Raw genomic sequence first — 23,162 nt, forward strand, 5'->3', positions numbered from 1 at the left:
GCCCGCGCCGCGCCCGCGCCGCGCGCAGGTCGGCGCGCGGTGCCTCGCCGCCGCTCGTGCCCACGAGCGTGTGCGGGCGTGTGCGGGCGTGTGCGGGCGTGTGCGGGCGTGTGCGGGCGTGTGCGGGCGTGTGCGGGCGTGTGCGGGCGTGTGCGGGCGTGTGCGGGCGGTGTTGCCGCGCCCGAGCAACGAGGCGAGAGCCTCTTCAGCGCGTGGTGCGCGACGGGTCAGCGGCCAGGTCGTGGGCCGCTTCCGTACCCGCCGGGGAGGCCGACGTGGCGATGACGCGCGAGGTGCCCGCCGCGCGGTGCAGGCGCATCGCGGCGACCGTCGTCACCGCGCCCGTACCGGCGAGGGCCGCGCCTGTCCAGGCCACGGCCGGGTAGCCCCAGCCCGCGTCGATGACGAGGCCGCCGAGCCACGGGCCCACCGTGTTGCCGATGTTGAAGGCCGAGGTGTTCGTCGCGCCCGCGAGCGTCGGCGCGGCGTTGGCGAGGTTGAACATCCGGGCGTTGAGCGCGGGCGCGGTGAAGAAGGCGGTGAAGCCGAGCATCAGCGCCAGGCCCACCGCCGCGACCGCGCTGTGCGCGGTCAGCGCCAGCGCGCTCAGCACGACCGTCGAGGCGATGATGCCGCCGAACATCGTGCCGAACAGATGCGCGTCCGCGATCCGCCCGCCGAGCACCGTACCCAGCAGCGCCCCGACCCCGAACAGCGCGAGCACGGTCGGCACCCAGCCCTCGTCCAGCCCCGCCACATCCGTCAGCAGCGGCCCGAGGTAGGAGAACAGGCAGAAGACCGCGCCACCGCTCAGCGCGGTGGCGGCCAGCGCCAGCCACACCTGCCGGTCGCGGTAGATGCGCAACTCGGCCCGCAGCCGCGGCTGGTCGTCCCCGGTCGGCACCTCCGTACGCGGTACGAGCGCGACGACCCCGACCAGCCCGAGCACCGACAGTCCGGCCACCGCCCAGAAGGCGGCCCGCCACCCCGCGTGCTGACCGAGGAACGCGCCGGCCGGGACCCCGGCGATGTTCGCGATGCTCAGCCCGCCGACCATCACCGCCATCGCCTTGGCCCGCGCGTTCACCGGCACCAGCGATACGGCCACGGCGGCGCCCACGGCCCAGAACCCGGCGCACGCGAGCGCGCTCACCACCCGGGACGCGAACAGCACCCCGTACGACGGCGCCACCGCCCCCGCGATCTGCCCAAGCCCGAACACCGCAAGCAGCGCCATCAGCGTCGTCCGCCGCGGCAGCCGCAACGTGGCCGCCGCCAGCACCGGCGCCCCGACCACCATCCCGATCGCGAACGCCGATATCAGCAGCCCGGCCGTGGGGATCGACACCCCCATGTCCCGCGCGACGGGTTGCAACAGCCCGGACAGCATGAACTCGGAGGTACCGAGCGCGAAGACGGACAGTCCGAGGACGTAGACGGCCAGGGGCATGCGGGAGCGAGCGGAATCCGCTGGGGAGGAGGAGGGCATGCCAGGCTCAACGTCGTGGAATGACGTCGGCATTCCTGCGCGGAACATCGAGATGTGCGCTTCTCGAACGTTCACTCGATGGTGTGGACTGGGGCTTGTGACCTGGTGTTGTCACGCTGAGTGAGTAAGGATGGAGACGTGAACCCGCTGGGGGAGGCGGGTTGAGGAGATCACTGGGGGGTGATCGACGTGACGGAGGAAACGACCAGCGAATTGAACGGCCCGGGCACACCGGACGAATGGGCCGCCTATCTGGCAACAGCGGCCCCCGGCCCGGAGACCGCGGCCGTGTTGCCGGTCCTGGATGCGGAGAAGCTGTCTCGCACTGGCCGGATCGACGCACTGAAAGCCCTGGAGCGTCATACGGGATGGATCCAGGCGCACCAGGCCCAGATCCTGGCAGCGTTGGAAGCGGAAGCCGAGGCGGAGCTTCCGGCGGCAGTACGGGAGCGCGACGCGGAGGCCGCCTGGAACTTCACCTGCGAGGAAGTGGCCTGTGCGCTGAAGCTGTCCGGTACGACGGCCGCGAAGCGTCTGGAGGTCGCCCGCGAGCTCGACCGGCAGTACCCCACCACGCTGGGGATGCTGGAGCGCGGAGAGATCTGCTACATGCAGGCAGTAGCCGTCACCGAGGCGTGCGCGGTCCTGGACCCTGAGGTGGCGGGACAGGTCGAGGCCGCCCTGGTGGAGAAGATGCCAGGCATGGCCACCGGCCAGACCCGCCGCGCTCTGGCCCGCGAGATCCTACGAGCCGATCCGCACGGCGCCGAGCAGCGCCACCAGGCCCGTAAGCGCGAGCGGCAGATGGTCCACTACCCGAAGGACGACGGCATGGCGCTCTGGGGCGCCACCTTGCCGGCCGAACAGGCTGCTGCCATGAACGCCGCTGTGGACGCCCACGCCGCCACCCTGCCCGACGAGGGCCGCACCCTGGAGCAGAAGCGAGTGGACGCCCTGGTCGACCTGGTGCTCAACCGCACTGACCCTGGTGCGGCGACTGCGAGTGTGCAGGCTTCAGGTGAACCGGTCTTGGGCGAGCCAACTCCGAGCGGGTCGGCCCCGAGCAGGCCGGTCCCGGACAGGTCGGGCCTGGGCGGGCCGATCACAAGTGGGCCGACCACAGGTGGCCGCTCGGCGGCAGTCGTCCAGGTCACCGTCCCCTTGGACGTCCTGATCGGCGACAGCGACGACCCGGCCCAGCTCAAGGGCTACGGCCCGATCACCGCAGGGCAGGCCCGAAGGATCGCCTTCGCCAAGGGCACGGTCTGGCACCGCCTGATCATCGAGCCGAAGACCGGGATGCTGATCAAGACCGACCCCACCACCTACAAACCCACCGCCGAAACCGAGCGGCATGTCATCGCCCGCGACGCCTACTGCACCTTCCCGACATGCCGCATGCCCGCTCGCCGCTGCGACCTGGACCATGTCGAGCCGTTCAACCACCACGACCCGGCGGCGGGCGGCCAGACGGTCCCGGAGAACCTCGGGGCGCTGTGCAGACGCCACCACCGGATGAAGACCCACCACCCCGACTGGTCGGTGAAGCGCGACTCCCGAACCGGCACCACCACCTGGACCGCCCCCACCGGCCACAGGTACACCAACCGGCCCCATGACTACCGTCACTGATCGGCTCGGTTCCGCTCGTCGGCGCCGGGCTCGCCACGGACAAGAAGCCGTCCACCCCTGCTCTCTGCGACGCGCAACACGTCTGTCAACGCCTCGGCCAGCCGCCGGGCCAAAAAGCGAAGTTCACAACTTGCCGCGTTGTCCTCGTCGAGCAGAGCGCCGGCATGGGCGAGCAGTTGGGCGCCCATCGCGAGTTGGAGTTCCTCGATCTCGTCTGCTTTCCGGCTCAACCGGCTGTTGCCGTCGTCCGTCGCCAGGTAGCAGGGCTTTCCCTCCGGACTGGACCACGGCAGGAGGCGCAGACCGTTCATGTCATCAGCTCCACTCGGCTGTTTCCGGCGACGCCGGGATGGGCACCGCGTGTAGTCAATTGGTCACGCAGATAACGCGGATGCCAATAGAATGAGACGCCTTGAACGGCTGCGCGCAAGTCCGTGACCTGCCGCGATGCTGGCCCTGATCACATAGCGAGAGGTCACAGCATTGGACGAGACGACCCCGCCCGCTCACTTGAACCCGCTCCAGCGCTTCGGTCGTGACGTCAAGCAGGTACGTCTCGCCCGCAAGCTCACGCAAAAGCGTCTGGGGCAGGCCGCCGGCTACTCGGAGGCGTACGTCAGCAGGGTGGAGGCCGGGAAGCTTCTGCCCAGACCCAGCGACAAGTTCGCGAAAGGCTGCGACGTCGCCTTCGGTACGGGAGAGTTGTTCGCGGGGATGCTGCGGCGGATCGATGAGGGCGACCATCCCTCGTGGTTCACCCCGTACCTCAACCTGGAACGCAAGGCGTCGCGTGTACTGGACTACTCCGCGAACCTCGTGATCGGCATCCTTCAGACGAAGGACTACGCGCGGGCCATCTTCCGCGCGTACTTCTCGCAGGAAGAGGCCGAGGTGATCGAGGGTAAGGTCGCAGCACGTCTGAGTCGACGAGAGGTGTTCGAGCTGGAAACCCCGCCGCTCCTGTGGGTCATCCTGAACGAGGCATGCCTGCGAACGGTGGTAGGCGGTCCCGAGGTTATGAGCGGGCAACTGGAGTACCTGCTGATGGCTGCCGCGTCGCCCCACATCACGCTTCAAGTCCTGCCGTTCTCAGCAGGTGCTCCAGCCGCTTCAACGAAGCCCTTCACGTTGCTGCGCTTCCCGGACTCGCCCACGGTGCTGTACACCGAGACGCGAGTAGGAGGGAGGATGCACGACTCTCCTCGGACGGTCGCCTCAGCCCTGGACGACTATGATCTGCTCAGGGCGCATGCGCTGTCCCCGGATCGATCACTGGCCCTGATCAAGACGCTGGCGAAGGAGTACCGCGCATGAGTGCCGACTTGGATCTCACCGCTGCCGAGTGGATCAGGTCCTCCTACAGTGACGCCAACGGCGGCCAGTGCGTCGAGTTCTCCCGCACCTTCGCCCAGACCCACGACGCCATCCCGGTCCGTGACTCCAAGAATCCCCACGGCCCGGCGCTGATCTTCTCTGCACAGGGCTGGTCGTCGTTCGTCTCCACCCTCATGCGCGGGGAGCTCCCCGCGGCCTGAGTCGCGTGCCCAGATCCTGTCCGAGGGGCCGCGTTGGTGATCAATGCGCCCTTGAATGTGCACCTGACATAGCATCACATCGCCGCGTTACAGTCGCGGTGCGTCGAAGCGCGTTCACACCAAAACCACGCATCCCTTCCGCTCCAGTTCGCTCAGAAGCGGCTGGGAGGGGTCGATCTCGTTCCATCGCAGATCCAGTTTCTCCAGCGACGGCATCTTGGCGAGCCAGTCCGGCAGGTACCTGAGCCGATTGCTCCGTAGGTCTATCTGCCGCAGTAGCGGCAGGTCGGCCAGAGATTCGGGAAGCTCGGCGACCGCGTTCTCCCGGAGGTCCAGGTGACGCAACTCGTGGAGCTCAGCAGCTGATGGCGGCAGTTGCTCCATGGCGTTTCCGCGCAGCCAGAGCTCACGCAGGTTGCGGAGTCGGCCCACCGAGCCGGGCAGGGAGGTCAGGCGGTTGTGCTGTGCTCTCAGCTCGATAAGGCTGGTCATCCCGCCGATGGCTTCAGGCAGGGTGGCCAAGAGGTTCTCGCCGACGTTGAGGTAGCGCAGTCGTGCCAGATATCCCAGAGTCCGCGGAAGTTGAGTCAAGCGGTTGTCGTGCAGGTAGAGGAAGTCGCGGAGGCCTGCCAAATTCCCCAGTTCGTCGGGCACCGAGGTGAGGGCATTGTGACCCAGATCCAGGGTGCTCAGACGGGTCAGTTTTCCGATCTCCGGCGAGAGGGTGGTGAGTCCGGTCTCCGCCAGGATCAGCACGCGGAGTTCGGTTCGTCGCCAGACCGACTCGGGCACCACTCCCAGCTCCTGACGCCATAGGCTCAGCACGTGCCTCACAGCTCGTCCTCCTCGTCAGCGGTCCTGACATCCATTGTCGTCCGTGCTGTTCCAGGGTGGCCTGTCGCTGACGAGCCCGGAACGTCGCTACTTGCAGGTGATCGCATGAGCCACGTGGCGGGATGGCCACCAGCCGGCGGAGCGGATCGTCGCCCTATTGGAGCAGGCCGGACTCGCCGTCACCGTTCGCCTGTTGCAGGAGCCTGACGAAGCAATGAAGAGGACGATCACGACCTTGCGGGCCCGCAAGCCTCGGAGTCGGTGAGGTCTTCCCGCCCCGACATTGCCCTGAACAATCGGCACCCCTAGTCGGCACCGACCTATCGGACAGGCCGCAGCAGCTCCAGCTCAGTGGCCATGTTGTGGCGGGCGGCGGCCTCCCAGCGGTCGTGGCCGATGGGCGTGCGGAAGAGGCGGGGCAGGGCCAGCAGATGGCGGAGGACGTTCGCGCGGCCCTCGCGGAAGGCGTCGTCCGGGACGAAGGAGTACTCCTCGCGGACCGCCGCCGCGTAGGCGCCGTAGTCCTCGGGGGAGCCCGCCAGGACGGCGAGGTCGGCGTCGCAGAGGACCTCGGCGTTGGTGTCGTCCTCGGCGGGGTCGTGGTCGGTGGTGAGGCGGACGAGGCGGGCGGTTTCGGCCACGCGGGGGCCCGGGACGCCGGCTTCCGGGAGGGCGCGTTCGGCGAGGCGGGCGCTGCGTTCCTCGTTGGTGGAGCGGTCGGGGAGGTAGACGGCGTCGTGGAACCAGGCGGCCAGGCGGATCGCGGCGGGGTCGGGGGCCTGGACGTGGGGGAGCAGCTCGTCCACCCGGTCCAGGACCGCGAGCAGGTGGTCGGTGGTGTGGTAGCGGCGCTGGGGCTCGGCCCAGCGGGTCAGGAGGTCTTCGCCGTAGGGAACGGGAGACGGGGTCGTGGCGTCGCGGGCGCTGGTGAGGAGGTCCGTCCAGCGGGTGAGCAGCGCGTCATGGGCCGGATGGCGGGTGGGTGCGGGTGCGGGCATGGGCCAATTGTGGGCCAGCGGTTTGCAGCGCGTCATGGGCTGGATGGCGGGTGGGTGTGGGGGTGGGCGCGGGTGTGGGTGCGGGCCAATTGTGGGGTAGCGGTTTGCCCTCTTGTGCGGTGTGGCAAGCTGTCCTGCATGTCTAGACCATTGCTCGAGGTGATCGCCCTGACCGCCGCGGACGCGATCGCCGCACAGGCCGGAGGGGCGGACCGCCTCGAACTGGTCACCGACATGGCCGCCGACGGGCTCACGCCATCCCGGGAGACCTTCGCCGCCGTCCGTTCGGCCGTCGATCTGCCGGTGCGGGTGATGCTCCGCGCGTCGGACGGCTTCGCGGCCGGAAAGGCGTTCGACGCGCTGTGCGAGGCCGCCGCCGCGCTGCACTCGGAGGGGGCGGACGAGTTCGTCCTGGGCTTCCTGACCGACGACGGCGGGGTCGACCTGGCCGCCGTGACCGCGCTGACCGAGGTCGTGGGCGCGGGCGGCGGCGTGGACGAGAGCCGCTGGACCTTCCACCGGGCCATCGACCGCGCCGCCGATCGCGACGGCCTGCGCAAGCGGCTCGCGGACATGCCCGGCCTCGACACGTATCTCACCGCCGGGTCGGCGCACGGCGTGGACGACGGTCTGCCCACCCTGCTCGCCGAGGCCGAGCGGGCCGGTACCCCGGGCTACGAAGCGCGCGTCATGGCGGGCGGCGGCCTGCGCCTCGACCACCTGTGCGCCCTGCGCGCCGCCGGGATCAACGCCTTCCACATCGGCGGCGCGGCCCGCCCGGACGGCTGGTCGGGCCCGGTGGACGCCGCCGCGGTCGGCCAGTGGCGCGCCGCCTTGGACGCGCCGGTCCCGGTGGCCTGAGCAGAGGTGGCCTGGGCCGAGGGGGCGCCTCGGCAGAGGCCGCCTGGGGCGAGGGGGCTTGAGCAGGCGGCCTGGGCAGAGGCTCCCTGGGCCGAGGTGGCCTGGGCCGTGGCGGCTCGGGCAGGCGGCCTGGGCCGAGGTGGCTTGAGTAGGCGGCCTGCCGTGGCCGCCTCGCCTGAGCAGAGGCCAACCGCCGAATCGCGCCCCACCCCGTCAGGCCGCCAGCCCCTCCGGCAGGGGTGCGCCGTGGACCACCGTCAGCCCGGACACCGCGCGCGTCAGGGCGACGTACAGGCGGCGCAGGCCTGTGTGCTTGCTCCGTCAGGCCGCCAGCCCCTCCGGCAGGGGTGCGCCGTGGACCACCGTCAGCCCGGACACCGCGCGCGTCAGGGCGACGTACAGGCGGCGCAGGCCTGTGTGCTTGCTCCGTCAGGCCGCCAGCCCCTCCGGCAGGGGTGCGCCGTGGACCACCGTCAGCCCGGACACCGCGCGCGTCAGGGCGACGTACAGGCGGCGCAGGCCTGTGTGCTTGCTCCGTCAGGCCGCCAGCCCCTCCGGCAGGGGTGCGCCGTGGACCACCGTCAGCCCGGACACCGCGCGCGTCAGGGCGACGTACAGGCGGCGCAGGCCTGTGTGCTTGCTCCGTCAGGCCGCCAGCCCCTCCGGCAGGGGTGCGCCGTGGACCACCGTCAGCCCGGACACCGCGCGCGTCAGGGCGACGTACAGGCGGCGCAGGCCTGTGTGCTTGCTCCGTCAGGCCGCCAGCCCCTCCGGCAGGGGTGCGCCGTGGACCACCGTCAGCCCGGACACCGCACGCGTCAGGGCGACGTACAGGCGGCGCAGGCCCGTGCGTTCGTCGGGTTCGCCGTCGACCACGGCGGCCGGTTCGTCCAGTACCACGTAGTCGTACTCCAGACCCTTGGCCAGCGTCGCCGGGACGAGGGTGAGGCGGGACTCGGCGCTGGTCTCCTCGCCGGGGGTGAGGTGGGTCAGGCCCGCCGCGTCGAGGGCCTGGGCCAGCGCCGGGACGCGGGCGTCGGCGGCGATCAGCCCGATCGAGCCCTCATGCCGCAGGGCCTCGTGGCAGGCGGCGATCACGGCCGTGTCCAGCTCCGCGGGGCTCACGGCCCGTACGGAGAAGTCGCCCGCCGCCTCGCGGATCGAGGTGGCCTCCGACAGGCCGGGGGCGATCGCGGGCAGCAGCCGCGAGGCGTACGCGATCACCTCGCGCGGCACGCGGAAGCCCTGGGTCAGCTCCTCGATCCGCGCCCCCTCCTTGCCGAGGTGGATCAGGGCCTCCTCCCAACTGGCCGTCGCCCACGGGGTGGTGCCCTGGGCGATGTCGCCGAGCACGGTTGCCGAGCCGGTGCTGCAGCGGCGGCCGACCGCGCGGTACTGCATGGGGGAGAGGTCCTGCGCCTCGTCCAGGACCACATGGCCGAGGGACGGGGTGCGCTCGATGAGATCGGCGGCCTCGTCGATCAGCACCAGGTCCGCCGGGGACCACTTCGCGGACTTCACACCGCGCGCCGGCTTCGCCCACAGGACGGTCTTCTGCTCGTCGGCGTCCAGGATCCCGTCCGCGTGCTCGGCCAGGAAGTCGGCGTCGGAGAGCAGCCGCAGCACCAGCTTGGCCGGGTCGACCGGCGGCCAGATCGCCTTGACCGCCGCCTTGACGGCCGCGTTGCGCGCGACCGCGTCCTGCACCCGGTCGTCGGGCGCCTCGCCCGCCTGCTCCATCCGGACGAGCACGGTGTGCGCGATGCGCCGCGGAAGCGCTTCGCGGGCCGCGCCGTAGCGGATGTCGCGGGTGAGCAACTCCTCGACGATCTCCTCCAGTTCGTACGCGGGCACCCGCCAGCGGCGTGAGCCGCGCACCACGACGCATGGCTCGGTGGGCCGGGTGACGTACGAGCGCAGGGCGCGGCGCAGCACCTCGGCCAAGCGTGCGTCGCCCTTGATACGGGCCGCGTCGGCGGAGTCGGCGCCCCGCGCCACCGCGCCCAGGGACGGCCGCGTCACCAGGTCCTCGACGGTCGCCTGGGCCACCTGCAACTCGCCGAGGGCGGGCAGGACCTGCTCGATGTAGTGGAGGAAGGAGCGGTTCGGGCCGATGACCAGGGTGCCGGAGCGGGCCAGCCGCTCGCGGTGCGCGTAGAGCAGATACGCCACCCGGTGCAGCCCCACGGCCGTCTTCCCGGTGCCCGGCGCCCCCTGGACGCAGATGGTGCCGCCGATCCCCTGGCGGACGATCTCGTCCTGCTCCGGCTGGATCGTCGCCACGATGTCCCGCATGGGGCCGACGCGCGGGCGCTCGATCTCGGACTGGAGCAGCTTGCTGGTCTGCTCCGCCTCGTCCGGGTCGGAGAGCCGTTCGTCCTCGTACGCCGTCAACTCGCCGCCCGTATAGCCGAAGCGGCGGCGCAGCCCGATGTCCATCGGCGCCTTCTTGGACGCCTGGTAGAAGGGCTGGGAGACCGGGGCACGCCAGTCGATGACCATGGGGTCGCCGTCCGCGTCGTGCACATGGCGGCGGCCGATGTAGAACCGCTCGCCTTCCGCGCCCTCCGCCGTCTCCGCGCCCGGCGCGTGCCGATAGTCGAGGCGGCCGAAGAAGAGCGGGGTGTCGGCGAGGTCGGCGAGGGCCTTGATGCGCTCGCTGACCTGGTGGTGCAGCGCTTCGGCGTTGACCCAGTTCGCGGCGACGTCCCGGAGGTCCAGGGCCTCGACGTCGGCGCGCATGGCGCGCAGCGCGGCGCGGGACGCGGTCAGATGGGCGCGCTCCCGCGCGAGGGGGTCTGGGTGGTCAGGGGCGTGCGAGGGCACGGCATAGCCTCCGGCGAGCGAGTACACACAAGCGAGTGCACAGGGCGGATGCGCGGTACGTACATGACGTGCGGTACGTGCATGACGTGCGGTACGTGCATGACGCGCGGTACGAGATGCCGACCGGTTTCCGTCCGGGCGGCGGCTCTCCCGTTCGTTCGGAACGCGGGAGGCGGCAAGACCGGCGATTGTAGCCAGGGCATGTCGGGGAGGCGAATGAATTATGACGGGGCCGGGGGAGCCGCCCTCGGAGGGAGTTCTTGAGCCATCGCGCGCACCACGGGCAGAGCCAACCATCACCGGTCCCTCATGACAGAAGTCATGAGGGACCGGTGATGGTTGGGTACGTCAGGCGTCCTCGTCCGCGAGCAGCTCGCTCGCGTCCACGATCCGGTACGCGTACCCCTGCTCGGCCAGGAACCGCTGGCGGTGCGCCGCGAAGTCCTGGTCGATGGTGTCGCGAGCGACCACCGAGTAGAAGACCGCCGGGTGGCCGTCGGCCTTCGGGCGCAGCACCCTGCCCAGCCGCTGGGCCTCCTCCTGGCGCGATCCGAACGTGCCGGAGACCTGGATGGCGACCGTGGCCTCGGGGAGGTCGATGGAGAAGTTGGCGACCTTGGAGACGACGAGCACCGACAGCTCGCCCTGCCGGAAGGCTTCGAAGAGCTTCTCCCGCTGGGCGTTGGTGGTCTCGCCCTTGATGACGGGCGCGTCCAGGTGCTCGCCCAACTCGTCGAGCTGGTCGATGTACTGCCCGATGACCAGCGTCTGCTGCCCCTTGTGCCGGGCGACCAGCGCCTCGGTGATCCGCCGCTTGGAGTCGGTCGTGGCGCAGTAGCGGTACTTCTCGTCGGTCTCGGCGGTCGCGTACGCCAGCCGCTCGGTCTCGGTCAGATTGACCCGGACCTCGACACAGTCGGCGGGCGCGATGTAGCCCTGCGCCTCGATCTCCTTCCAGGGCGCGTCGAAGCGCTTGGGCCCGATGAGCGAGAAGACGTCGGACTCCCGGCCGTCCTCCCGTACGAGCGTGGCGGTCAGACCGAGGCGGCGGCGGGCCTGGAGGTCGGCCGTGAACTTGAAGACGGGCGCGGGCAGCAGATGCACCTCGTCGTAGACGATCAGGCCCCAGTCGCGGGAGTCGAACAGCTCGAGGTGCGGGTAGATGCCCTTCCGCTTGGTGGTGAGCACCTGGTACGTGGCGATGGTGATCGGGCGGACCTCCTTCCGCGTACCGCTGTACTCACCGATCTCCTCCTCGGTGAGCGAGGTGCGGCGCACCAGCTCGTGCTTCCACTGCCGGGCGGAGACGGTGTTGGTGACCAGGATCAGCGTGGTCGACTTGGCGGTGGCCATCGCACCCGCCCCGACCAGCGTCTTCCCGGCGCCGCAGGGCAGCACGACGACGCCCGAGCCGCCGTGCCAGAAGCCCTCCACGGCCTGCTTCTGATACGGCCGCAGCGCCCAGCCGTCCTCGCGCAGCTCGATGGGGTGCGCCTCGCCGTCCACATAGCCGGCCAGGTCCTCGGCGGGCCAGCCCAGCTTCAGCAGCGTCTGCTTGACCTGGCCGCGCTCGGAGGGGTGGACGACGACCGTCTCCGGGTCGATCCGGGCGCCGACCAGCGGCTGGATCTTCTTCGACCGCAGGATCTCCTCGAGGATCGGGCGGTCGCTGGTCTCCAGGACCAGCCCGTGGGTGGGGTGCTTGAGCAGCCGCAGCCGCCCGTAGCGGGCCATGGTCTCCGCGACGTCCACGAGGAGGGCGTGCGGGACGGGGTAGCGGGAGTACGCGACGAGGGCGTCCACGACCTGCTCGGCGTCGTGCCCGGCGGCGCGGGCGTTCCACAGCCCGAGCGGGGTCACCCGGTAGGTGTGGATGTGCTCGGGCGCCCGCTCCAGTTCGGCGAAGGGGGCGATGGCGCGGCGGCAGGCGTCCGCCTGCTCGTGGTCCACCTCGAGCAGGAGCGTCTTGTCGCTTTGGACGATGAGGGGTCCATTCACGCGCCTGGGTCCTTTCGTGCTGGCCGGCCAAAGAACCAGTGTCCCCCATCGAGGAGGCGTAGCGGAGAGCCACAGGGATACTCCGGGCGGCTACGGGCAAGCGGCGAAGACGGACACGGACCGACGGACCGACGGACCGACGGAGCGACGGAGCGACAGAGCGACGACAACAGAGCCATGGGCGGGAGGCGAGTCCCTGTGATCAGCATCGCTGGATGGGAGATCCGGCGGACGGCGGCGAAGAGGACGGCGGCGAAGAGGACGGCGGCGAAGAGGACGGCGGCGGAGAAGGGGACGACGGTAAAGCGGACGGCGGAGAAGAAGCCGCGGGCGGGTTCCGGGACGGTGGAGGGCCAGAAGAAGGCGGGGGGACAGGGCCGGAAGAAGGCGAGCGGTGGTCGGAAGGGGCCGCGGACGGGCGGGGGCTTGACGAAGGGGGTCGTGACCGCGAAGCAGAGCGCGAAGAAGCGGACCGCGAAGTCGCCGACCGCGAAGAAGCAGAGCGCGAAGGCGTCGACCGCGAAGTCGCCGACCTCTGAGCCGCCGACCGCGAAGGCCCGGGCTGAGAAGGCCCAGTCCACGAAGGCCCAGTCCACGAAGGCTCAGTCCACGAAGGCCCGGCCCCCCGAGCCCCAGGGCGCCCAGGAGAAGGCGCTGCTGCAGCGCACCTCGTTCGGCGCGCGCCTCGCGCGGGCGGTGGTGCTGCTCGTGGCGTTCGTCTGCATGGTCGGCTTCGCGGCGGCGCTCGCCAAGGCCACGCTCGTGCCCTCGCCCGGCTCCGTCGACCTCGTCCACACCAATCTGCATCCGGGGCGGTCGCTGCGCACCTACGTCGACCAGCCCGCCTTCCGCGACACGGTGAAGCAGATCGGCGGCAATGTGCTGCTCGGCGTGCCCTTCGGGGTGCTGCTGCCGATGCTGGTGCCCAAGGCGCGGGGCGCGGTGCGGGTGGTCGTGGTGACGGCCTTGGTGATGGTGGCCGTCGAGACCGCTCAAGGGCTCATCGTCGAGGGCCGGGCCTTCGACATCGACGACGTCATCCTCAACACCTCGGGCGCGCTGATCGGCTATGTCGTGGTCGGCCGTTGGCTCGGCCACGCGCTGCACCCGCGCCGCCGCCACTGGTGGCACCGGTGGACCCGGCGGGGGACCGAGGCTCCGCCCTCCGCGTGAGCCGTCCCTCCGTGCCGTAGCCCCACCCCGCCCCTTCCCGCGGCATCGATATGCGGCTGTATCGATACGCGGCTCCGCCGCGCGGCGGGGCTCCGCCCCTGGGCCCCGGACGGGCTGATTTCGGCCTACGTGGCGTCCTCGGCCAGTTCGGCGGCGCCCGTGATGCGGTGCAGGGGGTACGTACGGACCTCGTCGGCCGTGTGGTCGTACGCCGTGACGAAGCCGCCCTCGACCCGGACCGGGGCGATCACGCGCTGGGTGGCCGCGCCGTTCGCGTTGACGTAGCCGATCCAGACGTTGGAGCCGGTCAGGGCCGCGGCCTGCATGGTGGCGAGGGTGTCGGCGGAGGTGGTGCGGGGCAGCCGGTCGCCGCCCGCGGCGGATCCGGAACCGGCTCCGGCGGCCGACCCGGAACCGGACCCGGAACCGGACCGTGAGCCGGCCCCGGCCTCCGGCCCGGCCCCGGCCGCGCCCGCGGCCGCCGGTTTGTGGGGCGCGGTCGCGGCGAGGTCCCCGGCGCGGATGGCACGCACCGCCGCGCCCAGCAGGGTGGCGTCCGGCACCGGCGGTCCCTCCGGGACCGGGACGGGCGGTTTGCGGGGCGGGGTGCGCTGGGCTTCGGCCCGGCTGACCAGCACATCGCCCTCGGCGGACTCGGCCGCCGGGGCGTACCCCATCGCCCGTAGCCCCTCCAGCAGCGTGTCCGGCGGCGCCTGGGCGGCCAGCACGGTGGGGGCGAGGCGGCGCAGCCGCAGCCCCGCCGAACGGCGGTCGGCGAGGATCTCGGCGAGCAGCGCGTCGTCGTCGCAGCGCAGGTACGCGGAGGCGGCGCCGACGCGCAGTCGGCCGTGCTTACGGGCCACGTCGTCCACGAGATAGGCGAGCGGCTGGGGCACCGGGGTGCGGGAGTGCGCGGCCAGGAAGGTGTGCACATCGTCGGCGGTCCGCCCGGCGTCCAGCGCACGGCGTACGGACTCGGGCGTGAAGCGGTAGACGGTCGCGCCGCCCTTGGACTCGACGTCGGCGAGGATGCCCAGGGTCTCGGCGAGCGGCCGTTCCAGCGGGCCGGGCGCGACGGCGGTCAGGTCGGCCTGGAGGAGGACGTGGTCGAGGGGTTCGGGGAGCAGCGGCGCGAGCAGCCGGGCGGCCCGCGCGGACGCGAGGTCGCTCTCGGCGGCCGTCGGCTCGTCCGGGTGGCGTTCCAGCAGGGCGCGGCCGTGGGAGGAGAGCGCGCCACGGCCGGTGACCCCGAGCATTTCGGCCTCGGCGACGGCCCAGCGGGCCAGCCGCGAGCGCAGGTCCTCGCCGGTGGGCGAGGCGGCCGTGGAAGCGGCCCCCGGGGTGGCCCCCGGGGTGGTCCCGGGGGTGGCCCCGGGGGCGGCCGCGGAAGTGAAGGTGGTCCCGGGGGCGGACGCGGAAGGGGGCGCCGCGCCGGGGGTGGCCGTGGCGGGCGCCCCACGGTGGCCGGTCGGCCGCTCCCACCGCAGCCGGGTCAGCAGGACATCGGGGGCGACCGCGGCACCGTGCGGGAGGGTGGCGAGGAGTTCGAGGACCCGGCGGCGGACCTCGGGGGCCGAGGAGCGGTCCAGTTCCGGGCCGAGCGCGGCGAGGGTGCGGCCCCTGCTGTCCCGGCCGCCGACCAGGCCCGGCGTACGGGTCGCGGGCAGCCAGGCGGCGGCGAGCCGCGCCCAGCGCTCCTCGGCGGGCAGCCGGAGCCAGTCGTCGTAGGCGGGGGTCGGGGCGTAGCGCTCGTCGGTCTCGCCGTCGGAGGCCACCAGCCCGGCCGCGTACGCCAGCTCGATCCAGAAGGCGGCGACCGGTTCGGACACGTCGAGTGCCACGGCGGTCCGCTTGAGGTCGCGGACGCTCAGCCCGCCGGCGCGCAGGACGGGCGGACCGGCGGTCTCCCACTGCCCCAGCAGCTCCTCGACGGTGGCCAGGGCGGTGAAGGTCTGGCCCGCCGCGGTGTTGTCCACAACCTGTGGATCCTGCTCGGTGGTGGGCGAGAGCGGCGGGGCCAGCGGCTCGGGCGCGCGGTGTGCCCGGCCGTGGCGCAGATGCAGGGCGACCTCGCGGGGCAGTACGACATTGCGCGGCCCGGACGGCAGCAGCAGCCCGCGGTCCAGCAGCCAGCCGACGGGCGGGGTGGGCGAGGCGACGGACGCCTCGCCGTACGGCGGCCCCCAGGTCAGCTTGGCCAGCACGGCCGCCGCGCCCGCCGGCGCCCCGTCGAGCAGCGCCGCCATCCGGGTGCGGTCCCGGAACAGCCCGGCCAGGGCCGCCACCGCCGTGACCGGGTCATGCGTGGGCGACAGCCCGGCCGCCGCCAGCAGCTCCTGAAGCCGCCCCGGCGACATCCCGGACGTGGCCTCCTGCAGGGTCGGGCCGAGCCCGGTGGGGGAGGGCGAGGTGGGCGAGGGCGCGAGCAGCTCCCGAGCGGTCCGGACCAGCCGAAGCCGATCGTCCCCACCCCAGATCAGGGCCTGCTCGCGAAGGGTAGCCACGGCCCGCGGCAACTCGTCGACGATCGCGGCACGTTCTTCGGCACTCAGGGGGGCGCCGGTGGCCCTGGCGTGCTCCGGGTCCGCGGCGTTCTCCGCGTCCCGGGCGTGGCCGGTGCCCCCGGCGTGGCCGGTGCCCCCGGCCTGTTCCGGGCCCTCGTCGCCCGTCATCAGGGCCCGCAGGGTCTCGTACGGGCAGGGGTCGGGCGCGACGGCCAAGGCCTCGGCGGTCTGTTGCGCGAATCGGTCGAGCCGTTCCACCGCCCGTACCACCGAGGCGCGGGTGCCGGCCCGGGTGGCGAGTTGGGTGAGGTCGTTCGGGACCGGGGAGAGCAGATCGGGGCGGGCGCGCAGCAGGGCGGCGAGGGCGTCGTCGGGCCGGGTGCGCAGCTCGTCGGCGAGGGTGCGCGGCACCCCGCGGCCGCGGTCGTCGCGGTCGCCGTGGCCGCCGTCTCGTGGGCCGCCGCCCCGGGGGACGCGATCCTGCGGACCGCTGTCCCCGTGGCCGGTGTCTGCGGGCAACTCATGCCTCCCGGTTGCGCGAGCTGGTCTCTTCGGGCACGTCAGCCCTCTCGATTCCATGAACCGCTCATTCGATCCACAGTACCCGCGGGGGTGCGGGACGCAGGGGGTGCGGCGGGATTCCGGTTCCGCGCGGTACCGTCGGAGCCGACTGATACGCCGACGGTGCGCATTCTCAGGGGTCTTGGTGGGGATCGAGAGCGAGAAGCTCGTCTACGACTATCTGAGCCGTGTCGGTGACCTGGCTCAGCAACAAGGTCTGTCGTCCGGTGAACGCATGCGGCTGGTCTCCGGGCTCCGGGCCGATATCGACCATCGCCGGGCCACCGGAGGGGCGGACAGCCCGGCCGGGGTGAAGCGGATCCTGTCCAAGCTGGGCTCACCGGCCGATGTGGTGGCCGCGGCGGGCGGCCGAGCCCCCGACCCCGGGTCGGGGGGAACGGGTGGTCAGCCCCGTACGGAGGGCGGCGGTGCGGTCGGCGGTGTGGCCGGTGGCGCGTCGCCACGGGGAGCCGCCGGGGCGGCGCGGGCGGCCCGCGACAAGCTGGCCGGGCTCGCCAAGAGCAGCGGTCTCACCGGTAAGGTGCCCGCCCCGCGCGAGGAGGACGCCCCGGGGGTGCCCGGTACCGGCGGCCGGAACGGGGACGGCCGCGCCCACCACACCCCGGGCGACGGCGCCCCCTCCCTGATCAAGCCGAGGCCCGCCACCCCCGCCACGCCCCCGTCCAACGCCGCCTCGCCACCGCACCTCGCGGGCGAGGACGAACTGGGCCCGCGCGAGTCCAACATGGACTGGTGGCACGTCGAGCCGGGCCCGTTCGCCCAGCCCGAGCAGCGCGACGCGCAGTACGGCGCGGTCGAGGGGTTCACCGGCGGGATCGAGATCCCCGAACTGCTCGGCAAGGGCAAGTCGGCCGAGCAGGAGCGCCAGGAGCGGCGCGAGGCCGAGGAGAAGGCGGCGGCGGAGGCGGCCGCCGCCGAGGCCGAGGCCGCCGCGGAGGCGAAGGCGAAGACCGAGGCCAAGAAGGCGGAGGCCGGGGGCAAGCCGCGCGGCGGGCTGCGCCGCGTACTGCTCGGGCCCGGTAAGGCGGCCGGTCAGCCCGCGGGCGGGGGCGGCGTCCCCAAGTTGCTGTCCGGGCTCGGCCCGGTGCTGCTGGTGACGGTCGCACTCCTCGTGGCGGGCGCCGCGCTGGGCAACATCATCCTGATCGCCTTCGGCTGGGTGATCGCGTACTACAGCACCTACCGCCGCTCCCCGGCCGAGGCGAAGTGGGCGGCGCTGGGCATGCCCGGCCTGGTCGCGGCCGGGGCCGCGGTCTGGCTGTGGGGCCGGGCCGACGACAAGTGGGGCGAGCCGATCCCCGAACACGGCTGGAAGGACGCCCTGACCGAGACCTGGCCCTACGTCGTCCGGGGCGCGGCCATCGCCTCGGTCCTGTTCCTCCTCTGGCGCGCGAGGCGCAGGGGCCGGGGCTGACGCGGGGCCGCCCGGGGGCGGCTCAAGCCGAAGGCCGAAGGCCGAGGGCCGAAGGCCAAACGCCGGAAGCCGGAGGAAGGCGCGGGCGCCGCCTCAGCCGCACGCAGGGGCGCCCGCCCCCGGGCGGGGGCTCAGCCCAAGAAAGCGCGGGGCCCAGCCCCAGCCCCCAGCCCCGGCCCCGGTGCGCCCGCGCCCTGCGCGGTTCAGGCCCGCTCGGCCTGCCAAGGCGTGCCCGGGACGACCAGGGGGCTGCCGGTCACCGGGTCCGGGACGACCACCGAGTCGAGGCCGAAGACCTCGTGCACCAGGTCCGCCGTGACGATGTCCCCTGGGCGGCCGCGTGCCACGATGCGGCCGTCCTTCATCGCGATCAGGTGGTCGGCGTAGCGGGCGGCCTGGTTGAGGTCGTGCAGGACGGCGACGACCGTACGGCCGCGTTCGTGGTTGAGCTGGCGGACCAGGTCAAGCACCTCCACCTGGTGGGAGATGTCCAAGTATGTCGTCGGCTCGTCCAGCAGCAGCAGGTCGGTCTCCTGCGCGAGCGCCATCGCGATCCATACGCGCTGCCGCTGCCCTCCCGACAGCTCGTCCACCGGGCGGTCGGCGAGCGCCGTCACGTCCGTGCGCTCCATGGCGTCCGTGACGGCCCCTTCGTCCTCCTCCGACCACTGCTGCCACCACCGCTGATGCGGCTGGCGGCCACGGGAGACGAGATCGGCGACGGTGATCGCCTCGGGTGCGACGGGGCTCTGCGGAAGCAGCCCCACGGACTGGGCGATCTTCTTCGTCGGGATGCGCGCGAGGTCCGTGCCGTCGAGGAGCACGGCACCGCCGCGCGGCCGCAGCAGCCGCCCCAGGGCGCGCAGCAGGGTGGACTTGCCGCAGGCGTTGGGGCCGACGATGACCGTGACCTCGCCGTCGGGTATCTCCAGGTCCAGCCCGTCCACGACGGTGCGGTCCTCGTAGGCGAGGGTCAGCTCGCGCGCGGTGAGCCGGTTCGGCCGGTTCGGCCGGTTCGCGGAAGCGGCTTCCGCCGGACCGGGCTCCGGGCCCGTTCCCGTTGTGGACGCCGAAGCGGTCATGCGGTGGTGCCTCCCTTACGGCCGCGTCCCCCGGAAGACAGCAGCAGGTGGATCAGATACGGGGCGCCGACCGCCGCCGTCAGCACGCCCACCGGCAGTTCGGTCGGCGCGAACAGCTTGCGGGCCAGCAGATCGGCGGTGACGACGATGAACGCTCCGGTCAGGGCCGAGCACAGCAGCGGAATCTGGGCGGTCCGGGTCATCCGGCGGGCGATCTGCGGGGCGAGCAGCGCCACGAAGTCCACCGGTCCTGCCGCGCCCGTCGCCATCGACGCGAGGACGACGCCGAGGGCCACCAGGCCCAGCCGCACCCGCCCGAGCCGTACGCCCAGCGCGGTCGCCGTGTCGTCGTCCATGGACACCGTGCGCTGCGCCCGCGCCGCCCACAGCACACCGGGCAGCAGCACCAGCAGCGCCCAGCCGAGCGGAGTGGCCTCGTTCCAGCCGCGCCCGTTGAGCGAACCGGTCATCCACACCTTCGCCTGCTGGGCCACGAGATAGTCGCCCTTGGTCAGGAAGAGGTGGGTGATCGAGCGCAGCGCGACGGCGAAGCCGATGCCGATGAGCACGAAGCGGGCCGCCTGGAGCCCGCCGCGCCAGGCGAAGACGTACACCAGCGCGGCGGCGGCGAGACCGCCCAGGACGGAGAGGTACGGCAGGATGGCGAAGGAGGTGACCCCGTAGGTCATCGCGCCCACGGTCACCGCGCTCGCGCCCTGGCTGACGCCGATGATGTCGGGGCTGGCGAGGGGGTTGCGGGCCACCGTCTGGATCAGCGCGCCCGCGATGCCGAAGGCGGCGCCGACCATCAGGCCGAGCGTCATCCGGGGCAGCCGCAGGGTGCCGACGACGAGATCGTTCGGGGTGGCCTGCCCGAGGCCCCACTGGGTGTGCAGGACGGCCTTCACGGCGTCGGCGGGGGCGACGAAGCTCTCGCCGACGCACAGATACGTCACACCGACGGCGGCGGTGGCCAGGGCCAGCCCGAGCGCGACGAGGGCCGAGCGGCGGTGCAGCAGGAACGATCCGCCATGCCTGCCACGTCCGCCATGCCCGCCACGTCCGTCACCTCCGCCACGTCCGTCACGTCCGCCACGGCCTTTGGGCTTGACGCGGATCAGCCCGTACCCGGCCGGGCGGACCGTACGGACGTTGGTACGGCTTTCCGTCGCGCTCACGCGGCCCTACCTTCTTTCGCACGGCCCGATCGGTCGCGACGACGGGGTCGCGCGAGCGGGGCGGGGATGGTTGTCATGAGGCAGCCACCGCCTTCCGCCGCACCAGCGTGACCAGGAAGGGCACCCCGATCAGCGCGGTCATCACGCCCGCCGGGACCTCGCTCGGCGGGAAGACGACCCGGCCCACCACATCCGAGACCAGCAGCATCACCGGGCCGATCAGAGCGGCCATCGGCAGCACCCAGCGGTGGTCGGTGCCGACGATCGCGCGGGCGATATGGGGGACCGCGAGGCCGATGAACGCGAGCGGACCGGCGGCGGCGACCCCGACGCCGGTGAGGATCGTGGCGCCGAGGGCCGCGACGATCCGTACGGCAGCCACGTTCTGGCCGAGCCCCTTCGCGACGTCCTCGCCGAGCGCCAGCGCGTCGAGACCGCGTGCCACCGCGATCACCAGCACCGTGCCGACCAGCAGGAACGGCCAGATCTGGGCGACGATCCCGGTGTCCCGCCCGGCGAGCGAGCCGATCTGCCAGAAGCGGAACTCATCCAGGGCCGCCGCCTTCGTCGTCAGCACGCCCGTCGTGACGGACACCAGCAGGGCGTTGATCGCGGCGCCGGAGAGCGCGAGCTTGACCGGGGTCGCGCCGCCCCGCCCGCTGGTGGCGATGGCGTAGACGGCGACCGAGGCCAGCCCCGCGCCCGCGAAGGCGAACCAGACGTAGCCGCTGAGCGTGTGCACCCCGGCGAAGGCGATCGCGAGCACCACGCCCACCGAGGCGCCCTGGCTGATGCCGAGGATGCCGGGGTCGGCGATCGGGTTGCGGGTGACGCCCTGCATCACGGTGCCCGCCATGGCGAGCGCCGCGCCGACCATCAGTCCGATGAGGGTGCGCGGCAGCCGCAGGGACCGCACGATGTCGGCGGCGTCGCTCGAACCGCCGTGCAGCAGCGCGTCCAGGACCGCGCTCGGCGCGATCTGGCGGCTGCCCACGGCGAGGCTCAGCAGGACGGCGAGCAACAGGGCGACGACGGCCGCGGCCGTCCAGCCGAGGCGGCGGCGGACCAGGGAGGCGCGGGCCGGAGAGGTGCGGATCGGGGTGTCGCGGATCGGGGTGTCGCGGACCGGGGCGTCGCGGACCGGAGTGTCGTGGACCAGGGGGGCTCTGGGAGGGCGGTTGCTGGTCCCGTCGGCGGTCATCGCGTCCGTTCGCTCGTCGACTACGAAGTTAGGCGAGGCTAAGTGTATGGGGTGGGCCAAGGCACAATGGCGGGCATGTCTTCGCACTCCGCTCTCACCGTCGGCTTCGACCTCGACATGACGCTCATTGACTCCCGGCCGGGCATCAAGGCGGCGTACGAGGCGCTCTCGGCCCGGACCGGCACCTACATCGACTCCGACCTCGCCATCACCCGGCTTGGCCCGCCGCTGGAGCAGGAGCTGGTGCACTGGTTCCCCGATGAGCGCGTCGAGGAGATGGGCGAGCTCTACCGCGAGCTGTACCCGGAGTACGCGATCGCTCCCACCCCGGCCATGAAGGGGGCCCGGGAGGCGATCGAGGCCGTGCGGCGGGCCGGCGGCCGGGCCATCGTCGTCACCGCGAAGCACGAGCCCAACGCCAAGCTGCACCTGAGCCACCTGGGGATCGAGGCGGACGCGGTCATCGGCTGGCTGTGGGCCGAGGCCAAGGCGGAGGCGCTGCGGGAGTACGGGGCGACGGTGTACGTCGGGGACCACACGGGTGACGTAAGGGGCGCCCGTACGGCCGGTGCGCTGTCCGTGGCGGTGGCCACCGGGCCCTGCGCGATGGACGAGCTGCTCGCGGCCGGCGCCGATGTCGTACTGGACGATCTGACGGCGTTCCCGGCCTGGCTGTCGGGCTACATAGGCGGTCGCACGGCGGGCTGATCCGCCCAGGTCACGGGTTCACCGGTTCATGAGGTCACCGGCTCACCGGCTGTCCGGCTCACCGGCTGACCGGCTCATAGGTTCACGAGCTCACCGGCTCACCAGCTCATCGGCTCACGAGCTCACCCGGGCCGTGTCACCTGACGCGCCCGGTTCACCCGGACGGCGGTACGGGGGGTCGCGACACCCGGGCGGCGGTCGAGGCCTCCCGCCGCTGTGCCGCGATGGAGCGCAGCAGCCCGACGGCGGCGAGGGCGAAGCCCACGCCCATCAGCATGCACACGAAGTACGCCACCGAGGGCAGCGGATCCGCGCCCAGGAAGAGCGGTGCGACGGTGACGAGCGTGGCCACCGCTCCGATGGCGAACACGATGACGCCGGACCGGATGAGCCGGTCGCCGGGAAGGGGCGCCTCTCGGGGGTGGCCGGGGGCGCCGCCGCGGTGCGGGGTTTCATTACTCACCGGACCAGGGTAGATCCGTGCCAGAGCGCGCATAGGAACCACCCGGGTACGTCTTGTCACCAGGCTCGGGACCATTAGCCTTGGTGGTGGCGGGTCTTACGACCCGCTGTAGTGCTATCGAGAGCTGTTTTTCCGTGTTTTCCGACGAGCGACGAGGACGAGACAGACGTGCCTACCGGCAAGGTCAAGTGGTTCAACAGTGAGAAGGGCTTTGGCTTTCTCTCCCGCGATGACGGCGGCGACGTCTTCGTTCACTCGTCGGTGCTTCCGGAAGGCGTCGACTCACTGAAGCCGGGGCAGCGCGTGGAATTCGGCGTGGTGGCCGGAAATCGCGGGGATCAGGCATTGTCCGTCACCGTTCTCGATCCGACTCCCTCCGTGGCGGCCGCCCAGCGCCGCAAGCCGGACGAGCTGGCGTCCATCGTCCAGGACCTGACCACCCTGCTGGAGAACGTGACGCAGCAGCTGGAGCGCGGCCGCTATCCGGACAAGGCACACGGCCACAAGATCGCGGGCATGCTGCGCGCGGTGGCCGACCAGCTCGACGTCTGACCCTCGACGTCTGACCCCCGAGGTCTGACCCTCGACGTCTCACCCTCGAGGTCTGACCTGAGTCTGGTCTGAGTCCGGGCTGAGTTCGGCATGAGCGGCCCGGCATACATCGGCGCATACGACATCCCGTCA

The 23,162-nt window shown here is 72.3% G+C and carries 20 protein-coding genes; 9 read left to right on the forward strand and 11 right to left on the reverse strand.

The genetic code is table 11. The features are described 5' to 3' along the window. Positions 1-205 precede the first annotated feature (205 nt). Positions 206-1,450 carry a Cmx/CmrA family chloramphenicol efflux MFS transporter gene (locus IEJ02_RS32645; protein WP_191068131.1) on the reverse strand — a complete coding sequence of 415 codons (1,245 nt, stop codon included), beginning with the start codon at positions 1,448-1,450 and terminating at the stop codon, positions 206-208. A gap of 219 nt (positions 1,451-1,669) precedes the next feature. Here IEJ02_RS32645 and IEJ02_RS32650 point away from each other — a divergent pair, with 219 nt between their 5' ends. After that, complete coding sequence (locus IEJ02_RS32650; protein ID WP_317985980.1) at positions 1,670-3,121, forward strand: HNH endonuclease signature motif containing protein; 1,452 nt, start codon at positions 1,670-1,672, stop codon at positions 3,119-3,121. On the opposite strand, the gene IEJ02_RS32655 is transcribed toward IEJ02_RS32650, so the two are convergent. After that, positions 3,115-3,432 (reverse strand): hypothetical protein, encoded by a 318-nt coding sequence (locus IEJ02_RS32655; RefSeq protein WP_191068132.1) that lies wholly within the window; start codon positions 3,430-3,432, stop codon positions 3,115-3,117. The genes IEJ02_RS32650 and IEJ02_RS32655 overlap by 7 nt on opposite strands. Before the next feature lie 172 nt (positions 3,433-3,604). On the opposite strand from IEJ02_RS32655, the gene IEJ02_RS32660 reads away from it, so the two are divergent. Then, positions 3,605-4,435, forward strand: a complete 831-nt coding sequence (locus IEJ02_RS32660) for a helix-turn-helix domain-containing protein (protein ID WP_191068133.1) — start codon at positions 3,605-3,607, stop codon at positions 4,433-4,435. Further along, positions 4,432-4,656: a DUF397 domain-containing protein gene (locus IEJ02_RS32665; protein WP_191068134.1), complete on the forward strand. Its 225-nt coding sequence runs from the start codon at positions 4,432-4,434 to the stop codon at positions 4,654-4,656. Before IEJ02_RS32660 ends, IEJ02_RS32665 begins: the two co-directional genes overlap by 4 nt. Before the next feature lie 114 nt (positions 4,657-4,770). Here IEJ02_RS32665 and IEJ02_RS32670 read toward each other — a convergent pair whose 3' ends face one another. Then, on the reverse strand, positions 4,771-5,490 hold the full coding sequence (locus IEJ02_RS32670) for a leucine-rich repeat domain-containing protein (protein ID WP_191068135.1): 720 nt from the start codon (positions 5,488-5,490) through the stop codon (positions 4,771-4,773). 320 nt (positions 5,491-5,810) lie between these two features. Further along, positions 5,811-6,488, reverse strand: a complete 678-nt coding sequence (locus tag IEJ02_RS32675; RefSeq protein ID WP_191068136.1) for an HD domain-containing protein — start codon at positions 6,486-6,488, stop codon at positions 5,811-5,813. Positions 6,489-6,626: 138 nt separating this feature from the next. Here IEJ02_RS32675 and IEJ02_RS32680 point away from each other — a divergent pair, with 138 nt between their 5' ends. Next, positions 6,627-7,349 (forward strand): copper homeostasis protein CutC, encoded by a 723-nt coding sequence (locus IEJ02_RS32680; RefSeq protein WP_191068137.1) that lies wholly within the window; start codon positions 6,627-6,629, stop codon positions 7,347-7,349. Positions 7,350-8,102: 753 nt separating this feature from the next. On the opposite strand, the gene IEJ02_RS32685 is transcribed toward IEJ02_RS32680, so the two are convergent. Together IEJ02_RS32685 and IEJ02_RS32690 are read right to left on the reverse strand one after the other, a co-directional pair. Beyond that, positions 8,103-10,175, reverse strand: coding sequence for a HelD family protein (locus tag IEJ02_RS32685; RefSeq protein WP_191068190.1), 2,073 nt, complete (start codon positions 10,173-10,175; stop codon positions 8,103-8,105). Positions 10,176-10,523: 348 nt separating this feature from the next. Beyond that, complete coding sequence (locus IEJ02_RS32690; RefSeq protein WP_137978433.1) at positions 10,524-12,173, reverse strand: DNA repair helicase XPB; 1,650 nt, start codon at positions 12,171-12,173, stop codon at positions 10,524-10,526. A gap of 215 nt (positions 12,174-12,388) precedes the next feature. Between IEJ02_RS32690 and IEJ02_RS32695 the strand changes: the two genes are divergently transcribed. Further along, the gene (locus tag IEJ02_RS32695) at positions 12,389-12,712 is read left to right on the forward strand and encodes a hypothetical protein (RefSeq protein WP_191068138.1); all 324 of its coding nucleotides are present in this window, start codon (positions 12,389-12,391) and stop codon (positions 12,710-12,712) included. Next, the gene (locus tag IEJ02_RS32700; RefSeq protein ID WP_317985981.1) at positions 12,615-13,346 is read left to right on the forward strand and encodes a VanZ family protein; all 732 of its coding nucleotides are present in this window, start codon (positions 12,615-12,617) and stop codon (positions 13,344-13,346) included. Before IEJ02_RS32695 ends, IEJ02_RS32700 begins: the two co-directional genes overlap by 98 nt. A gap of 125 nt (positions 13,347-13,471) precedes the next feature. On the opposite strand, the gene IEJ02_RS32705 is transcribed toward IEJ02_RS32700, so the two are convergent. Continuing rightward, a complete protein-coding gene (locus tag IEJ02_RS32705) occupies positions 13,472-16,261 on the reverse strand; it encodes a helicase C-terminal domain-containing protein (protein WP_317985983.1) in 2,790 nt (929 codons plus the stop codon). A 295-nt stretch (positions 16,262-16,556) separates the two neighbouring features. Here IEJ02_RS32705 and IEJ02_RS32710 point away from each other — a divergent pair, with 295 nt between their 5' ends. Further along, positions 16,557-17,846: a hypothetical protein gene (locus IEJ02_RS32710; protein WP_191068140.1), complete on the forward strand. Its 1,290-nt coding sequence runs from the start codon at positions 16,557-16,559 to the stop codon at positions 17,844-17,846. A 203-nt stretch (positions 17,847-18,049) separates the two neighbouring features. Here IEJ02_RS32710 and IEJ02_RS32715 read toward each other — a convergent pair whose 3' ends face one another. The 3 genes from IEJ02_RS32715 to IEJ02_RS32725 all read right to left on the reverse strand — a co-directional run bounded on the left by IEJ02_RS32715 (position 18,050) and on the right by IEJ02_RS32725 (position 21,307). Further along, the gene (locus tag IEJ02_RS32715; RefSeq protein ID WP_223864859.1) at positions 18,050-18,928 is read right to left on the reverse strand and encodes an ABC transporter ATP-binding protein; all 879 of its coding nucleotides are present in this window, start codon (positions 18,926-18,928) and stop codon (positions 18,050-18,052) included. Continuing rightward, on the reverse strand, positions 18,925-20,106 hold the full coding sequence (locus tag IEJ02_RS32720) for a FecCD family ABC transporter permease (protein ID WP_191068141.1): 1,182 nt from the start codon (positions 20,104-20,106) through the stop codon (positions 18,925-18,927). The genes IEJ02_RS32715 and IEJ02_RS32720 overlap by 4 nt, the downstream gene beginning before the upstream one ends. Before the next feature lie 73 nt (positions 20,107-20,179). Then, a complete protein-coding gene (locus IEJ02_RS32725) occupies positions 20,180-21,307 on the reverse strand; it encodes a FecCD family ABC transporter permease (RefSeq protein ID WP_223864860.1) in 1,128 nt (375 codons plus the stop codon). A gap of 66 nt (positions 21,308-21,373) precedes the next feature. Here IEJ02_RS32725 and IEJ02_RS32730 point away from each other — a divergent pair, with 66 nt between their 5' ends. Beyond that, on the forward strand, positions 21,374-22,015 hold the full coding sequence (locus IEJ02_RS32730) for an HAD family hydrolase (protein WP_191068142.1): 642 nt from the start codon (positions 21,374-21,376) through the stop codon (positions 22,013-22,015). A 154-nt stretch (positions 22,016-22,169) separates the two neighbouring features. Here the strand turns inward: IEJ02_RS32730 and IEJ02_RS32735 are convergent, their stop codons facing one another. Beyond that, positions 22,170-22,478 carry a hypothetical protein gene (locus IEJ02_RS32735; protein WP_137978429.1) on the reverse strand — a complete coding sequence of 103 codons (309 nt, stop codon included), beginning with the start codon at positions 22,476-22,478 and terminating at the stop codon, positions 22,170-22,172. A gap of 168 nt (positions 22,479-22,646) precedes the next feature. Between IEJ02_RS32735 and IEJ02_RS50535 the strand changes: the two genes are divergently transcribed. Continuing rightward, positions 22,647-23,030: a cold-shock protein gene (locus IEJ02_RS50535; protein ID WP_014177506.1), complete on the forward strand. Its 384-nt coding sequence runs from the start codon at positions 22,647-22,649 to the stop codon at positions 23,028-23,030. Positions 23,031-23,162 lie beyond the last annotated feature (132 nt).

It is taken from the genome of Streptomyces sp. 5-10, assembly GCF_014712245.1.
GTDB lineage: Bacteria > Actinomycetota > Actinomycetes > Streptomycetales > Streptomycetaceae > Streptomyces > Streptomyces violaceusniger.

What these genes read in the sequence shown, in the direction of transcription:
- IEJ02_RS32725 (WP_223864860.1), bottom strand. Translation starts at nt 21,307, where the DNA reads ATGACCGCCGACGGGACCAGCAACCGCCCTCCCAGAGCCCCCCTGGTC.
- IEJ02_RS32715 (WP_223864859.1), bottom strand. Translation starts at nt 18,928, where the DNA reads ATGACCGCTTCGGCGTCCACAACGGGAACGGGCCCGGAGCCCGGTCCG.
- IEJ02_RS32730 (WP_191068142.1), top strand. Translation starts at nt 21,374, where the DNA reads ATGGCGGGCATGTCTTCGCACTCCGCTCTCACCGTCGGCTTCGACCTC.
- IEJ02_RS32695 (WP_191068138.1), top strand. Translation starts at nt 12,389, where the DNA reads ATGGGAGATCCGGCGGACGGCGGCGAAGAGGACGGCGGCGAAGAGGAC.
- IEJ02_RS32645 (WP_191068131.1), bottom strand. Translation starts at nt 1,450, where the DNA reads ATGCCCCTGGCCGTCTACGTCCTCGGACTGTCCGTCTTCGCGCTCGGT.
- IEJ02_RS32680 (WP_191068137.1), top strand. Translation starts at nt 6,627, where the DNA reads ATGTCTAGACCATTGCTCGAGGTGATCGCCCTGACCGCCGCGGACGCG.
- IEJ02_RS32655 (WP_191068132.1), bottom strand. Translation starts at nt 3,432, where the DNA reads ATGAACGGTCTGCGCCTCCTGCCGTGGTCCAGTCCGGAGGGAAAGCCC.
- IEJ02_RS32675 (WP_191068136.1), bottom strand. Translation starts at nt 6,488, where the DNA reads ATGCCCGCACCCGCACCCACCCGCCATCCGGCCCATGACGCGCTGCTC.
- IEJ02_RS32665 (WP_191068134.1), top strand. Translation starts at nt 4,432, where the DNA reads ATGAGTGCCGACTTGGATCTCACCGCTGCCGAGTGGATCAGGTCCTCC.